The sequence below is a fragment of the Mycobacterium sp. NGS18 genome, from assembly GCF_059813185.1.
Genome location: NZ_JCALEC010000004.1, coordinates 15,726 through 30,497, shown reverse-complemented (window position 1 = coordinate 30,497; position 14,772 = coordinate 15,726). Strand labels below are relative to the sequence as shown.

Genomic DNA, 14,772 nt, shown 5'->3' with positions numbered 1-14,772 from the left:
TGTCGCGGACCCGTCTCGTTCTATTGCTTATATAGCAATACATGCATATATTGCGGTGACCGTCATATCGTCCCGTCCGGCAGGAGTCCTCGATCATGGCCGTCATCGCGATAGCGCTCTATGTCGTCTTCGCCGCGCTCGGTTTCGGCTGGCGGAGCTGGGTGCAGTACCGCCGCACCGGGAGTTCCGGATTTCGCGGCGTGAGCGGGCGCCTCGGTTCACTGGAATGGCTCGCCGGCGCCGGGTTCGTGGTAGCCCTCATCGCCGGCATCGCGGCCCCGGTGCTGCAGCTTGCCGGTGCGGTCTCGCCGGTCTCGGTGCTGCAGCTGCCCGGGCTGCAGGGGGCGGGGACGGTGCTGGCCCTCGTCGGCATCGCGGCGACGGTGTACAGCCAGCTCGACATGGGCGACTCCTGGCGCATCGGTGTCGACGCCGGGGAGACCACCACCCTGGTCCGACACGGCGTGTTCGCGCGGGTGCGCAATCCCATCTTCGCCGCCATGTTGGCCTTCGCTGCCGGCATCACCTTGATGGCGTCCAACCCGCTGGCGCTGAGCGCGTTCTGCGTGCTGCTGGGAACGATCGAGCTGCAGGTCCGCGTTGTCGAGGAGCCCTATCTGGAGGGCGTCCACGGCGACGCTTACCGCCGGTACCTGCAGACGGTGGGGCGTTTCCTGCCTGGTATCGGCCGCGTCGGCTGAGCTGTGGAACAAAACCCCGAGCCCGCCCGTTGAGCACATCGACAAGTTGAGTCACCAGTACTCAAGTCTGGGTTGACAGCGGGACCGCCAGAAGAGCATCCTTGAGCGCAGTCCACTCAGACTCGGTAAACGTCTATAGGGAGGAAACCACAATGGCTCGTGCGGTCGGAATCGACCTCGGGACCACCAACTCGTGCGTCTCGGTGCTGGAGGGCGGCGATCCCGTCGTCGTAGCCAACTCGGAGGGCTCGCGTACCACCCCGTCGGTCGTCGCGTTCGCCCGTAACGGCGAAGTGCTGGTCGGCCAGCCCGCCAAGAACCAGGCGGTCACCAACGTCGACCGCACCATCCGCTCGGTCAAGCGCCACATGGGCACCGACTGGAAGGTCGAGATCGACGGCAAGGACTACACCGCGCAAGAGATCAGCGCCCGCGTGCTGATGAAGCTCAAGCGCGACGCGGAGGCCTACCTCGGTGAGGACATCACCGATGCGGTCATCACCGTGCCCGCCTACTTCAACGACGCCCAGCGTCAGTCCACCAAGGAAGCCGGCCAGATCGCCGGGCTGAACGTGCTGCGCATCGTCAACGAGCCGACCGCGGCCGCGCTGGCCTATGGCCTGGACAAGGGCCAGAAGGAACAGACCATCCTGGTGTTCGACCTCGGTGGCGGCACCTTCGACGTCTCGCTGCTGGAAATCGGCGAGGGCGTGGTCGAGGTCCGGGCCACCTCCGGCGACAACCACCTCGGTGGCGACGACTGGGACGACCGCGTCGTCGAATGGCTGGTCGACAAGTTCAAGGGCACCTCGGGCATCGACCTGACCAAGGACAAGATGGCGATGCAGCGGCTGCGTGAAGCGGCCGAGAAGGCCAAAATCGAGCTGTCGAGCTCGCAGAGCACCTCGATCAACCTGCCCTACATCACTGTCGACGCCGACAAGAACCCGCTGTTCCTCGACGAGCAGCTGACCCGCTCGGAGTTCCAGAAGATCACCCAGGACCTGCTGGACCGCACGCGCAAGCCGTTCCAGTCGGTGATCAAGGACGCCGGCATCTCGGTGTCCGAGATCGACCACGTGGTGCTGGTGGGTGGTTCCACCCGGATGCCCGCGGTGACCGATCTGGTCAAGGAGCTGACCGGTGGCCAGGAGCCCAACAAGGGTGTCAACCCCGACGAGGTGGTGGCCGTGGGCGCCGCGCTGCAGGCCGGCGTGCTCAAGGGTGAGGTGAAAGACGTTCTGCTGCTTGACGTCACCCCGCTGTCGCTGGGTATCGAGACCAAGGGCGGCGTGATGACCAAGCTGATCGAGCGCAACACCACGATCCCGACCAAGCGCAGTGAGACCTTCACCACCGCCGACGACAACCAGCCGTCGGTGCAGATCCAGGTCTTCCAGGGTGAGCGCGAGATCGCCTCGCACAACAAGCTGCTCGGCTCCTTCGAGCTGACCGGTATCCCGCCGGCACCGCGCGGTGTCCCGCAGATCGAGGTCACCTTCGACATCGACGCCAACGGCATCGTGCACGTCACCGCCAAGGACAAGGGCACCGGCAAGGAGAACACGATCAAGATCCAGGAGGGCTCCGGCCTGTCCCAGGAGGAGATCGACCGGATGATCAAGGACGCCGAGGCGCACGCCGACGAGGACCGCAAGCGTCGCGAGGAGGCCGACGTGCGCAACCAGGCCGAGTCGCTGGTCTACCAGACCGAGAAGTTCGTCACCGAGCAGCGTGAGGCCGAGGGCGGCTCCAAGGTTCCCGAGGACACCCTGGCCAAGGTCGACGCCGCGATCGGCGAGGCCAAGAAGGCGCTGGAGGGCACCGACATCGGCGCCATCAAGTCGGCGATGGAGAAGCTGGGCGTCGAGTCGCAGGCGCTGGGTCAGGCGATCTACGAGGCCACGCAGGCCGAGCAGTCCGCTTCCGAAGGAGCGGGCGGTGCGTCCGCCGGTGCTGATGACGTCGTGGACGCCGAAGTAGTCGATGACGGTGATGTCAAGTGAGCGAAGGCGATTCACGCGAACCGACCCCGGAGACCATCACCGTAACCGACAAGCGGCGTATTGACCCCGAAACCGGTGAGGTGCGCGCGAGTTCCGCCGGGCCGGCCCCAAGTGGGCCGGCACCGGCGGAGCCGGCCGCTGATGCCGGCGAGGCCGCCGAAGTCGACCAGGTTGTGGAGCTGACCGCGGATCTGCAGCGGGTGCAGGCGGACTTCGCCAACTACCGCAAGCGGGCGGCGCGCGACCAGCAGGGTGTCGCCGACCGGGCGAAGGCCTCGGTGGTGACCGAACTGCTGCCGATCCTCGACGATCTGGATCGTGCCCGTAGCCACGGCGACCTGGAATCCGGGCCGCTGAAAGCATTGGCGGGCAAGCTGACCGGTGTGCTCAGCGGGCTGGGCTTGGCGGCGTTCGGTGCCGAAGGCGAAGAATTCGACCCGCTTTTGCACGAGGCCGTGCAACATGAAGGTGACGGAACCCATTCGGTGATCGGCACCGTCATGCGGCAGGGCTACAAACTCGGCGAGCAGGTGCTGCGCCACGCGATGGTCGGGGTGATAGACACCGTCCCCGACGACGAGACCGGCGACGCCGTCGTCGACGGTGACACTGCTGACGAGAATTGATCAGGTAAGGAGGTGACGCATCATGGCTCAGCGTGAATGGGTCGAAAAGGACTTCTACAAGGAGTTGGGCGTCTCCTCCGACGCCGGCGAGAAAGAGATCAAGAGCGCCTACCGCAAGCTGGCCTCCGAACTGCATCCGGACAAGAACCCGAACAACCCGGCTGCCGCGGAGCGATTCAAGGCGGTGTCCGAGGCCTACAGCGTGCTGTCCGATGAGGCCAAGCGCAAGGAGTACGACGAGACCCGCCGGCTGTTCGCCGGGGGCGGTTTCGGGCGGCGCTTCAACGGCGGAGGCGGTTTCGGCGGCGGCAACTTCGATCGGTTCTCCACCGGCGGCGACGGCAACGAGTTCAACCTCAACGACCTGTTCGGTGCGGCCGGGCAAACCGGCGGGGCGAACATCGGTGACCTGTTCGGAGGCCTGTTCGGCCGCGGTGCGCAACAGCGGCCCAGCCGGCCCCGGCGCGGAAATGACCTCGAGACCGACTCCGAGCTGAGTTTCCTGGAGGCCACCAAAGGCGTGGAGATGCCGTTGCGGCTGACCAGCGCCGCGCCGTGCACCAACTGCCATGGCAGTGGCGCCCGGCCGGGCACCAGCCCCAAAGTCTGCGTCGCCTGCAACGGCTCCGGGGTGATCAGCAGCAACCAGGGCGCCTTCGGCTTCTCCGAGCCGTGCACCGACTGCCGTGGCAGCGGTTCGATCATCGAGCATCCGTGCTCGGAGTGCAGGGGAACCGGGCGGGCTGCCCGCACTCGCACCATCAACGTGCGGATTCCGCCGGGAGTCGAAGACGGCCAACGCATTCGGCTGGCCGGCCAGGGCGAGGCGGGGTTGCGCGGTGCGCCGTCGGGCGACCTGTATGTGACGGTCCGGGTGCGTCCGGACAAGGTCTTCGGCCGTGACGGCGACGACCTGACCGTCACCATCCCGGTCAGTTTCTCCGAACTCGCCTTGGGCACCACGCTTTCGGTGCCGACACTGGAGGGCAAGGTCGGTGTGCGGGTGCCCAAGGGAACCGCCGACGGACGGATCCTGCGGGTGCGCGGGCGCGGGGTGCCCAAGCGCAGCGGTGGCAACGGCGACCTGCTGGTCAAAGTGAAGGTCGCCGTGCCGCCGAACCTGGAGGGTCAAGCGCAGGAAGCGCTCGAGGCGTATGCGGCAGCGGAGCGGTCCGCCGGGTTCGACCCGCGGGCCGGATGGGCGGGCAACCGGTCATGAGCAAATCGGACAATGCCCGCACCTTCCTGATCTCGGTGGCTGCCGAGCTGGCCGGTATGCACGCGCAGACGCTGCGGACCTATGACCGGATCGGTCTGGTCAGCCCGCGCCGCAGCTCCGGCGGCGGACGACGCTACTCCGAGCGGGACGTCGACATGCTGCGCGAGGTGCAGCGGCTCTCCCACGACGAGGGCGTCAACCTGGCCGGAATCAAGCGGATCATCGAGCTGACCAACCAGGTCGAGGCGCTGCAGTCGCGGGTCAAGGAGATGGCGGCCGAGCTGGAGATGTTGCGCGCCAACCAGCGTCGCGAGATCGCGGTGGTGCCCAAGAGCACCGCAGTGGTGGTCTGGCAGCCGCGCAAGTGATTTCTTCCGCGCGAGCAGACATGAAAGCCCCTTATTTGGGTGCCAAATGGGGGCTTTCGCTGGGGGCACCTCCCGCTTGCGGGGGACTGCTCGCCGGACTTCAGCGGGCCCGGATGGAGAACTGGGCTACTCCGGGTTCGCCCGGGCGGGCCATCCGATAGCCGCCGCGGCGCAGCGCGTCGGTGGGCGCGGCCATCGGTTCGAAACAGATGACCTCCTCGGTGGCCGGGGCGAAGATCTGCGCCGCCGGATACCCGCTGTCGAAGTGCACCTCGATGCGCCGCCCACCGCCGCTGACCGCGAACGCCGCTCCGGCCGGCACTTCGTCGAAACCGTCGTCAAACACCTGCTCGCCCAACAACTCGGTGGATTGTGCATGAGGTTCGGTCGCTCCGGTCGGGATGCCGCGGGCGTCGACGAGCCGAGCGCGCATCGTCGGCGTCTCGATGCTCCACTGATCTCTGGGGACTCCGGGCAGCCGCAGGTAGGGATGGAACCCGAAGCACAGCGGCACCCCGGCGCCGGTGGTGGTGGTGACCGTGGTGCGCACGGTCAGCGTGCGGTCTCCCAGAGTGACCGCCAGGCTCAGCAGATGCGGGAACGGGAAGGACGCCAACAACTCCGGCCGCGAGCCGAAGTCGAGTTCAGCGGTCACCGTCGACGCCGACCGCTCGGTCACCAGCCAACCGGAATCCCCGGCCAGGGTGCCGTGAATCGGGGCACCGTGCGCGTCGGTGTGTACGCCGCCGGTGCCGGGAGCCAGGGCTACGTTGGTGCCGGCGACGCGGTATTGGTTGCCGCTCAACCGATTCGCCCACGGATACAGCAGCGGGATGCCCATAGTCTTGTATTCGGAGACGTATGCCGCCACGCCCTTGCGCTGACCGAGCAACTCCACACCGCCGTCGGACAGCGAGGTGCCGATCATGCCGGCGCTCGGGACGAACGTCGCCGTCAGATCCGACGACGGATCAACCAATGTGCAGGATTCGAATTCGCTCATGCTCACTCCGACAGTGGGTCGTGTTGAATGCGTTGCGCAGGAGCGCCTCTGGCGATCAGAGCGGCCTCGGTGGCACGGGTCATCTCGGGGCCGCCGCAGACCAGGATCTGCCGGTCGCTCCAGTTGCCATAGCGCGTGACCACATCCGGCAGCTGCCCGGTTTGTCGCACGTGCAGGCCCCGCGGCGGCGTCACGTCGGGGTAGTCGGCGGCCCAGCTCGGGTCGCGGGCGTACTCCGACACCGGGGTCACCGACAGCCACGGGTTGTGCGCCGCGATCTGCCACAGGGTGGGCAGGTCGTAGAGCTCGCAGGGGTATCGGCCCCCGAAGAACAGGTGCACGCGCGGGTTCACGCCCCACCGGGTCAGGTCCATGATGATCGCCCGTAGCGGCGCCAGGCCGGTGCTGCCGGCCACCATCAGCACGTCACCGGCGTCGCGGTCGACGTGCAGGCCGCCGTGCGGACTGGACAGGCGCCAGCGGTCACCGGGCCGGGTCTCGTTGACGATCGCGGTGCTGACCAGCCCGCCCGGCACCCCGCGGACGTGGAACTCGATGGCGCCGGTCTCGTCGGCGGGCATGGCAGGCGAGAGATAACGCCACGAGCGCGGGCACTGCGGCACCTCGACTTTGACGTACTGGCCCGGGTAGTAGGGCAGCGGGTGGTCGAGCTGGATCCGGACCACGGCCAGGTCGCGGGATACCCGCAGGTGCTCGACGACGCTGCCGTCCCACCAGGCCGGGCCTTCTTCGGCGTCGGCGGCGCCGCCCATCACCCCGATGATCAGATTCAGCGACTCGCGGGCGGCGTCCTCGACCGCGGGGGTCCAGTCCTCGGCCAGCTCGTCGCGCAGGGCGGCGTAGAGCACGCGTCCCATGGTGTCGTAGTGGTGTTGCGTCACACCGTATTTACGGTGATCTCGGCCGAGCTGTGCGATAAACGAGATCGGCTCCTGCGCACGCTGTGCCACCAGCTCGCCGTACACCCAGCTCAAAGCCTGGGTGAACGCCGTGCGGGTACCGGAAAGGTCGGCCGGGAACAGATCGCGGGCCGACGGGTCGGTGCCGAACCAGCGGGCGAACAAGCGGGCCACAAAGCCGTCGGTGCCTTCGCTGGCATCGGGGGCGGCGAACGCGCCGCGCAGCACCTGCAGTGCGTCACGGTCGTCTAGGCCCACGGCCGCGATTTTATGCGGGCCGGCGGCGATATCAGCTACAGCGCGTGAATCCCGTTGTAGGTCACCATGGCACCGATGAGGACGAGGATGACGGCGACCAGCGCGGCGTGCTGTTGTTGCATCCAGTCCTTGAGCCGCTCCAGCGCCGGATCGAGCCGGTGGCTGGCCGCGAGATAGCCCAGAATCGGGACCACCACCGTGGATGCGGCGATGGCGACGAAGAACGCGGCCGCCTGCCACGCCCCCGCGCTGGTCAGCCCGGCGCTGCCGATGGCCAGCCCCGCAGCGGCGGCCATGAACAGCACCTCGGGTCGGACCACGGCCAGTACCGCGGCCATCAGCCCGGCGCGCAGCGGGGTCATCGCGGTGAATGAGCGCATCCAGCCCGGCATCTCGCCGTGTCCGTGCCGGGTGGTCCAGCGGTAGATACCGAACGCGATCAGCGTCACACCGACCACAATCCGTAGCCACGCGGCCCACGCCGGCGGTGTGGTGCGCAAACCGCCCAGCAGTCCCGATGCGGCCACGAAGGCCGCGGTGAGTGCGGCCAGACCCGCCAGCCAGCCGACGAGAAATGCCAGCCCGGTCTCGCGCGGACTCGGGGTATGCAGCACCAGCACCGCCGGGATGACGGTGATCGGGGAGAGCGCCACCACCAGCGCGAGAGGAATCAACGCGGTCCACACCGAACCCAAGCCGGACGTCATGGCAGCACGGTAGCCGACCGGTCGGTAGTGGAACGTCACCACTGGCCTTGCTAGATACCCGTACGGGGTATAGGTTCAGTGGCGTGCGCAAGGCGGATATGGTGGGACGCCGGGTCGGCGTCACCGGACTGATCGCGGCATTGGTCTGCACCCTGGGTTGCTGTCTGCCGGCGATCCTGGTGGCACTCGGCGTCGGAGCATCGGCTGCGGCCGGCATGGGTCACGCCGCGCACGGCGCTGGGGAGGCCGGGGGGTGGCTCACCGGCGCACTCGACGTGTTGCACCGGATCAGCCCGGTGCTGCTGATCGTGTCGATCGTGCTCGTCGCCGCAGCGCTCGGCATGCGGCGTCGCGCGGCGGCGCTGCCGGCATTGGCGGCCGGCGTCGTGCTCTACCTCAGCGTGCACGCCCAAACCGATCCGGCTGTGATGTACACCGGTATGGCGGTGGGCTACGCGGTGTGGCTCGGGCTCTACCTCTGGACGCGTTTGCGACCCGGCGCCTGCGGAGAATCAACTCCCCGACGGGCCGGTTCCGCCTAGGCTGGCCAGCACCAGGCCGGTTGCGAACGCCACCAGTTCGGCGCGGCTGACGCGCAGCCGGCCGCCGACCCAGTCCAGAACCAACTCGGTGAGCGCACCCGAGAGCGCGCTGGCGTGCATGGCGCGCACGGCGGGGGGCAGGGGCGGATCGCTGACGCCGGCTGATCCGGCCAGCTCGGTCAACAGGCCGGGCAGCACGTCGGAGCGGTGGCCGGCGAGGAGGTCGCTGGACTGCGGCTCGCGCAGCAGGATCCGCAGCCGGCGTGGGTCGGCCTCGAAGTATCCGGCGGCCGCGTCGACCGCCGCGCTCACCGGGGATTCGGTACCGGCGGCGTCGGCGATGGCGGCCACCAGCTCGGCATTGCAGTGGTCGTACACCGCGAGGGTCAATTCGTCGGTGTCGGTGAAGCTTTCGTAGAAGTAGCGAGGGCTCAGCCCGGCGTGGCGGCACACCGCCCGCATGGTGACACCGGCTGCGCCCTCGGTGCCCAGCAGTTCGAACCCGGCCTGCATCAGCTGGGCTCGGCGAACCTGACTCCGGTCGTCGTGGGTCTGGCCTCGCCATACCCGCGGCGTCGTCGCGTCCATCGATCACCCGTCCCGCGTTATAGGAATCGCTTGATTCTACTGGGGGCGCCTGTCATTCTTAAAGGAATCAATCGATTCCAATCGGGGTGAAAGGTGGGCAGCATGTTCGACGAGGCGCTTTTCCGGGAGGCCATCGCCAAACCGCGGTTGCGTCAGCCCCTGCCGGAGTACCTCGCCGGAAACCGGGCGGGTGGGAAGGTCAAGGTGCTCACCGAGCCGGAGCTCAACGCCATGACCGAGCAGTGGTTCGTCGACCTGGACCGCAAGATCGCCCACTACGCTGACCGCGGCATCGACGTGGCGTTCGCCGCCGACTGGGCCAAGAAATACTGGTGGAGCTGGCTGGTGCGCGACATGTCGCTCAACGAGGAGCTCTACACTCCGGACCTGCGCTACAAGGACCCCACCACGTTCGGCCGGATCATCGCCGGATCATCGTGGGGCTCAAGGAATTCGAGCGCTACAACTTCTCCTTCCTGGACGCCATCCCGGACTGGCGCTACGACCCACTGCCCGGGCAGGTCTACTTCGACGTCACCCCGGAGGGCGAGACCCGGGTCATCGTCCGCTACATCGGCAGTGGGCACTTCAGCGGCAGTCTGCGGTTCTACCCGTACGACGAGTCCGCGCCGACCATCCACGGCGTCGGCACGTTCGTGCAGTGCACCGCGGTGGATCGCTACCACTTCAACGCAGACGGGCTGATGTATGAGGGTGAGACCCTGTTCGATCTGCTCGATGCCACCCAATCGGCCGGCGTGCTGCCCTCCGATGACAGCTGGCTGTTCCGGGCGCTGATGGGGGCCTCCCGGTTGCCACGGATGGCGCAGAATGCGCGTCGGGTGCTGCGGCTGGGGTGAGGTTCAAGCCTGGTTTAAACCACTGAGTGCACGCGTCTTGCTAGAGCCAGATAGTCATCGACGCGGCCGGGCAGGATATTGAGGTGTACGACCGTGCCGTTGGGGTGGGCGACCATGTCGACGACGACTGCCACCGCAGCCGCGTCGGCGTCGCCTGCGACCACCACTGCGCCCGGGGTGATGATCGACGGATCACGCGCCTCGTCGAGAAAGGCCCAGACGTAGCCGGACTGGTCCTCCGCGTTCAGGTCTGCAGCGACATCAACGACGATCATCGGGGAACCTCCAATGCTTGTCTCCACCATACTGATCGTTGACCTGCGCCGGGCCTAGCGCGGACAGGAGTGCTGGAATCTCGTCCGCAGATTCGATCAGGACGGTGACGTGCGGCTGACGGAATGTCGGGAGAATCTTGAATCCGGCCGCCGCGAGATCCCCTGGCTGTACGGAGTGGATACACCTGTAGGTGCCCAGCTTCCCCGCCAATATTCCGCCCAAGGAACCAAGACCAATGTCGTCGGTTGCAGCGAACATCGAGATGCCGAGCGCCGGAGCACCGTCGAGGCAAAACATGCGGCGCGTTCGCTCGGCGTGCCGGAGAAGCTTTGCAACCGAGTCGGGTCCTCCCCTCAACAGCAGACAATCAACGGGAATCTGTTCGTCCCGCATGTTGTCGCGAAGGTCGGGCAGGTTGGCCACGCTGCCGAACGTACGATCGGATGCCGACATCTAGCCGTTTGGAAGGTGTCGCAGGCCGCCGAAAGTGCCGATTGATACGCCCGCAACGGCGTGTCGGGTATGAAATCGCGCAGCCGGCGCAAAGAAATCTAGGGTTGAGCGGAACAGACTCAACCTTGACGACGTTGGACAACACGACAAGCATTTTTGGCGAGCCTTCCCAGGCCCGCTCTGACCCCGATATGGAGGTGTCGTGGACTCGTTCAACCCGACCACCAAGACGCAGGCGGCCCTGACCGCGGCGTTGCAGGCGGCCACCGCCGCCGGCAATCCCGAAATCCGGCCGGCACACCTGCTGCAGGCCTTATTGACCCAGAACGACGGGATCGCCGCGCCGCTGCTGGAGGCGGTCGGGGTAAACCCGGCGACGATTCGCACCGAGAACCAGCACCTGCTCGACCGGCTGCCGCAGGCCAGCGGCGCCAGCGCGCAACCGCAGCTGTCCCGCGAATCGCTGGCCGCGATCACCGTCGCCCAGCAGCTGGCCACCGAACTCGACGACGAGTACGTCTCCACCGAGCACCTGATGGTCGGTCTGGCCACCGGCGACTCCGACGTCGCCAAGCTGCTCAGCGGCCACGGTGCCTCACCGCAGGTCCTGCAGGACGGCTTCGTCAAGGTGCGCGGCAGCGCCCGGGTCACCAACCCTGACCCGGAGGCCAGCTACCAGGCCCTGGAGAAATACTCCACCGACCTGACCGCCCGCGCCCGCGAAGGCAAGCTCGACCCGGTGATCGGGCGCGACACCGAAATCCGTCGGGTCGTGCAGGTGCTGTCCCGGCGCACCAAGAACAACCCGGTGCTCATCGGTGAGCCCGGCGTCGGCAAGACCGCGATCGTGGAGGGCCTGGCCCAGCGCATCGTCGCCGGCGACGTCCCGGACAGCCTGCGCGACAAGACCGTCGTCTCCCTGGACCTGGGGTCGATGGTGGCCGGCGCCAAGTACCGCGGTGAGTTCGAGGAGCGGCTCAAGGCCGTCCTCGACGAGATCAAGAACGCTGCGGGACAGGTGATCACCTTCATCGACGAGCTGCACACCATCGTCGGCGCCGGTGCGACCGGCGAGGGCGCGATGGACGCCGGCAACATGATCAAGCCGATGCTGGCCCGCGGTGAGCTGCGGCTGGTCGGCGCGACCACGCTCGAGGAGTACCGCAAATACATCGAGAAGGACGCCGCGCTGGAGCGCCGGTTCCAGCAGGTCTACGTCGGCGAACCGTCGGCCGAGGACACCATCGGCATCCTGCGCGGCCTCAAGGACCGCTACGAGGTGCACCACGGGGTGCGGATCACCGACTCGGCGCTGGTCGCCGCGGCCACGCTGTCCGACCGCTACATCACCGCACGGTTCCTGCCGGACAAGGCGATCGACCTGGTCGACGAGGCCGCCTCGCGGTTGAGGATGGAGATCGACTCGCGGCCCGTCGAGATCGACGAGGTCGAGCGGCTGGTGCGCCGGCTGGAGATCGAAGAGATGGCGCTGAGCAAGGAAGAGGACGCGGCGTCGAAGGATCGGCTGGAGAAGCTGCGCGCCGAGCTGGCTGACTACAAGGAGAAGCTGGCCGAGCTGACCACCCGGTGGCACAACGAGAAGAACGCCATCGACGTCGTGCGGGAACTCAAGGAACAGCTGGAGACCCTGCGCGGGGAGTCCGACCGCGCCGAACGCGACGGCGACCTGGCCAAGGCCGCCGAGCTGCGCTACGGGCGCATCCCTGAGGTGGAGAAGAAGCTCGAGGCGGCGTTGCCGGACGCGCAGGCCCGCGAAGACGTCATGCTCAAGGAAGAGGTCGGGCCCGACGACATCGCCGACGTGGTGAGCGCCTGGACCGGCATTCCGGCCGGGCGGCTGCTGGAGGGCGAGACCGCCAAGCTGCTGCGGATGGAAGACGAGCTCGCCAAGCGCGTCGTCGGGCAACGTAAGCCGGTGCAGGCGGTCTCCGACGCGGTTCGGCGCAGCCGGGCCGGGGTCGCCGACCCGAACCGGCCGACGGGCTCGTTCTTGTTCCTCGGCCCCACCGGCGTGGGCAAGACCGAGCTGGCCAAGGCCCTGGCGGACTTCCTGTTCGACGACGAGCGGGCGATGGTGCGCATCGACATGAGCGAATACGGCGAGAAGCACTCGGTCGCGCGGCTGGTCGGGGCGCCCCCCGGCTACATCGGCTACGACCAGGGCGGTCAGCTGACCGAGGCGGTGCGCCGCCGGCCCTACACCGTGGTGCTCTTCGACGAGGTGGAGAAGGCGCACCCGGACGTGTTCGACGTGCTGCTGCAGGTGCTCGACGAGGGCCGGCTCACCGACGGCCAGGGCCGCACCGTCGACTTCCGCAACACCATCCTGATCCTGACCTCCAACCTTGGGTCGGGGGGCAGCGACGAGCAGGTGATGGCCGCGGTGCGGGCCGCGTTCAAGCCCGAGTTCATCAACCGGCTCGACGACGTGCTGATCTTCGAGGGCCTCAACCCCGAGGAACTGGTGTCGATCGTCGACATCCAGCTCGAGCAGCTGTCCAAGCGGCTGGCGCAGCGCCGGCTGCAACTGGAGGTCTCCCTGGAGGCCAAGAAGTGGTTGGCGCACCGCGGGTTCGACCCGATCTATGGGGCGCGTCCGCTGCGCCGGCTGATCCAGCAGGCCATCGGCGACCAGCTGGCCAAGATGCTGCTGGCCGGGGAAGTGCACGACGGCGACGTCGTGCCGGTCAATGTCGGCGTGGATGGCGAGTCGCTGATCCTGGGCTGACGTTCCCCCGAGAGTGAGAGGTCCCCCGCTGCCCGGCGGGGGACCTCTTCCTTGCCTCCGCTTGCTCGCGGATGCGATGACGAAGCTGATCGGTTAATCTAACGATGCTGAGAAAGTCCGGGGTTTTACAATTTCGTCGTTAATTCGGAGGGGCACGCTATGTCAGGTCGTCGTCATCGCCTGGTCGGCGCCGTCAGTGCGGCAGGGGCCTTCCTGGCACTGAGCGCGCCCGCGCCGGCGGCCCACGCCGACTGGGACGACCTGTTCCAGCCCATCCTCGACGCCTTCAGCAGCGTCGACCCCGGCATCGCGGCCGACACCGACCCGGGCTCCGCTCTGGCGTCGTTGGACGCGCTGTTCGAGGGCTGGTACCAGGACCTCGTCTACACCCCGCTGCACGGCGTCGCGCCGTGGCTGTTCGGTGCGGATCTGCCCGGCAGTGCGGTCGCGTACGACGAGGACAGCACCAACCTCCCGGACAGCTTCACGGTTCCGATGGACGTCAACCTCGGGACCCAGCCGGTGGTCAACGTTTCGATCGGCGGCGGCGCGCAGACCGAGGTGCTGGTCGACACCGGCGCGGCCGGGCTGGTCGTGCCGATCTGGAACATCAACCCGTTCGGCATCACCGGACTGCCCACCGGCTTCAACATCGGCCAGTTCGGCGGGGCGCTGAACTACTTCTATCTGGAGCTGCCCACCACGGTCACCTTCGCCGACGCCGGCGGCAACACCGTCACCGCCGACACCACGGTGGACGCGGTGCTCTTCGCGTTCCCGGCAGACCTCAATCCCTTTGGCTCCTGGTCCATCTACGACTACCTGGCCGGCTCGTCCACCGGGGTCTTGGGGATCGGTCCCAACGCGCTCGGGCCCACTCCCGACCACATTCCGACCGCCGATCTGCCCGGCAACCTCGGCAACGGCGTGCTGATCGACCAGGCGAACAAGCAGTTGATCTTCGGGGACAACCCGTACGAGGGCGGCACCGTGATTGCCGGGTCGCCCTGGGCCGACTTGAAGGTCCAGCTCAATGACGGGCCGATGAGCGACGTCAAAGCGGTGATCGACTCCGGCGGTGTCTACGGCACCATGCCGTCCTCGGTGTTGACGGGCGCGGGTATTACCCCGACCGCCAACGGAGCCCTGCCCGACGGGACGGACATCTCGGTCTACGCCAAGGACGGCACGCTGCTGTACTCCTACACGGTGGGCTCCCAGGCGGGTGAGGTGCGCAGCCCGGTCGTGGTTGGCGCCAACAGTGGCATGAACACCGGCAACTGGCTGTTCGGCCAGGAGCCGGTCTACATCAACTACACCGTGCCCGGCGGGCAGACCATCGTCGGGGGCACCCTCATCCAGGCGGGATGACATCACCGGCCTCGCTGACGTCCCCGGCGATTTTTGGCTGTTTCTTGGGTAAATCCCCTGGTGTTCTACGCCCCTGCGGGGGTTAACGTAACCGCTGTTGGTTGCGGCTGTCCGTGACCGGGGGA

The 14,772-nt window shown here is 67.5% G+C and carries 15 protein-coding genes; 9 read left to right on the top strand and 6 right to left on the bottom strand.

Features of this window, described 5'->3' with window-relative positions; all coding sequences use genetic code 11:
* Window positions 1-95 precede the first annotated feature (95 nt).
* The 5 genes from AC5Y31_RS09275 to AC5Y31_RS09255 all read left to right on the top strand — a co-directional run bounded on the left by AC5Y31_RS09275 (window position 96) and on the right by AC5Y31_RS09255 (window position 4,920).
* Window positions 96-701 (top strand): methyltransferase family protein, encoded by a 606-nt coding sequence (locus AC5Y31_RS09275; protein WP_499979839.1) that lies wholly within the window; start codon window positions 96-98, stop codon window positions 699-701.
* Window positions 702-853: 152 nt separating this feature from the next.
* Entirely contained in the window at window positions 854-2,707 is a 1,854-nt protein-coding gene (gene dnaK / locus AC5Y31_RS09270; RefSeq protein ID WP_301631954.1) for a molecular chaperone DnaK, read from the top strand.
* Window positions 2,704-3,333 (top strand): nucleotide exchange factor GrpE, encoded by a 630-nt coding sequence (grpE, locus tag AC5Y31_RS09265; protein ID WP_499979835.1) that lies wholly within the window; start codon window positions 2,704-2,706, stop codon window positions 3,331-3,333. Before dnaK ends, grpE begins: the two co-directional genes overlap by 4 nt.
* A 22-nt stretch (window positions 3,334-3,355) precedes the next feature.
* Window positions 3,356-4,552, top strand: coding sequence for a molecular chaperone DnaJ (gene dnaJ, locus AC5Y31_RS09260; RefSeq protein ID WP_301631950.1), 1,197 nt, complete (start codon window positions 3,356-3,358; stop codon window positions 4,550-4,552).
* Complete coding sequence (locus AC5Y31_RS09255) at window positions 4,549-4,920, top strand: heat shock protein transcriptional repressor HspR (RefSeq protein ID WP_065024365.1); 372 nt, start codon at window positions 4,549-4,551, stop codon at window positions 4,918-4,920. Before dnaJ ends, AC5Y31_RS09255 begins: the two co-directional genes overlap by 4 nt.
* Before the next feature lie 100 nt (window positions 4,921-5,020).
* On the opposite strand, the gene AC5Y31_RS09250 is transcribed toward AC5Y31_RS09255, so the two are convergent.
* The 3 genes from AC5Y31_RS09250 to AC5Y31_RS09240 are packed head-to-tail and all read right to left on the bottom strand — an operon-like array spanning window position 5,021 to window position 7,808.
* Window positions 5,021-5,923: an aldose 1-epimerase gene (locus tag AC5Y31_RS09250; RefSeq protein ID WP_499979833.1), complete on the bottom strand. Its 903-nt coding sequence runs from the start codon at window positions 5,921-5,923 to the stop codon at window positions 5,021-5,023.
* 2 nt (window positions 5,924-5,925) lie between these two features.
* Complete coding sequence (locus AC5Y31_RS09245; protein WP_499979831.1) at window positions 5,926-7,101, bottom strand: FAD-binding oxidoreductase; 1,176 nt, start codon at window positions 7,099-7,101, stop codon at window positions 5,926-5,928.
* 35 nt (window positions 7,102-7,136) lie between these two features.
* Window positions 7,137-7,808, bottom strand: coding sequence for a GAP family protein (locus AC5Y31_RS09240; RefSeq protein ID WP_499979830.1), 672 nt, complete (start codon window positions 7,806-7,808; stop codon window positions 7,137-7,139).
* Between the two features lie 83 nt (window positions 7,809-7,891).
* Between AC5Y31_RS09240 and AC5Y31_RS09235 the strand changes: the two genes are divergently transcribed.
* Window positions 7,892-8,350, top strand: coding sequence for a hypothetical protein (locus tag AC5Y31_RS09235; RefSeq protein WP_499979829.1), 459 nt, complete (start codon window positions 7,892-7,894; stop codon window positions 8,348-8,350).
* Here AC5Y31_RS09235 and AC5Y31_RS09230 read toward each other — a convergent pair.
* Complete coding sequence (locus AC5Y31_RS09230) at window positions 8,321-8,938, bottom strand: TetR/AcrR family transcriptional regulator (RefSeq protein ID WP_499979828.1); 618 nt, start codon at window positions 8,936-8,938, stop codon at window positions 8,321-8,323. The two genes, AC5Y31_RS09235 and AC5Y31_RS09230, sit on opposite strands and share 30 nt — an antisense overlap.
* A 437-nt stretch (window positions 8,939-9,375) precedes the next feature.
* Between AC5Y31_RS09230 and AC5Y31_RS09225 the strand changes: the two genes are divergently transcribed.
* Window positions 9,376-9,798, top strand: coding sequence for a hypothetical protein (locus AC5Y31_RS09225; protein WP_499979826.1), 423 nt, complete (start codon window positions 9,376-9,378; stop codon window positions 9,796-9,798).
* Window positions 9,799-9,812: 14 nt separating this feature from the next.
* On the opposite strand, the gene AC5Y31_RS09220 is transcribed toward AC5Y31_RS09225, so the two are convergent.
* Together AC5Y31_RS09220 and AC5Y31_RS09215 are read right to left on the bottom strand one after the other, a co-directional pair.
* Window positions 9,813-10,073 carry a hypothetical protein gene (locus AC5Y31_RS09220; protein WP_499979824.1) on the bottom strand — a complete coding sequence of 87 codons (261 nt, stop codon included), beginning with the start codon at window positions 10,071-10,073 and terminating at the stop codon, window positions 9,813-9,815.
* Window positions 10,060-10,497: a hypothetical protein gene (locus AC5Y31_RS09215; RefSeq protein ID WP_499979823.1), complete on the bottom strand. Its 438-nt coding sequence runs from the start codon at window positions 10,495-10,497 to the stop codon at window positions 10,060-10,062. Before AC5Y31_RS09215 ends, AC5Y31_RS09220 begins: the two co-directional genes overlap by 14 nt.
* 232 nt (window positions 10,498-10,729) lie before the next feature.
* Between AC5Y31_RS09215 and clpB the strand changes: the two genes are divergently transcribed.
* Complete coding sequence (gene clpB, locus AC5Y31_RS09210; RefSeq protein WP_065024341.1) at window positions 10,730-13,276, top strand: ATP-dependent chaperone ClpB; 2,547 nt, start codon at window positions 10,730-10,732, stop codon at window positions 13,274-13,276.
* A gap of 159 nt (window positions 13,277-13,435) precedes the next feature.
* The gene (locus AC5Y31_RS09205; protein WP_499979821.1) at window positions 13,436-14,647 is read left to right on the top strand and encodes a PecA family PE domain-processing aspartic protease; all 1,212 of its coding nucleotides are present in this window, start codon (window positions 13,436-13,438) and stop codon (window positions 14,645-14,647) included.
* The last annotated feature ends 125 nt before the right edge of the window (window positions 14,648-14,772 follow it).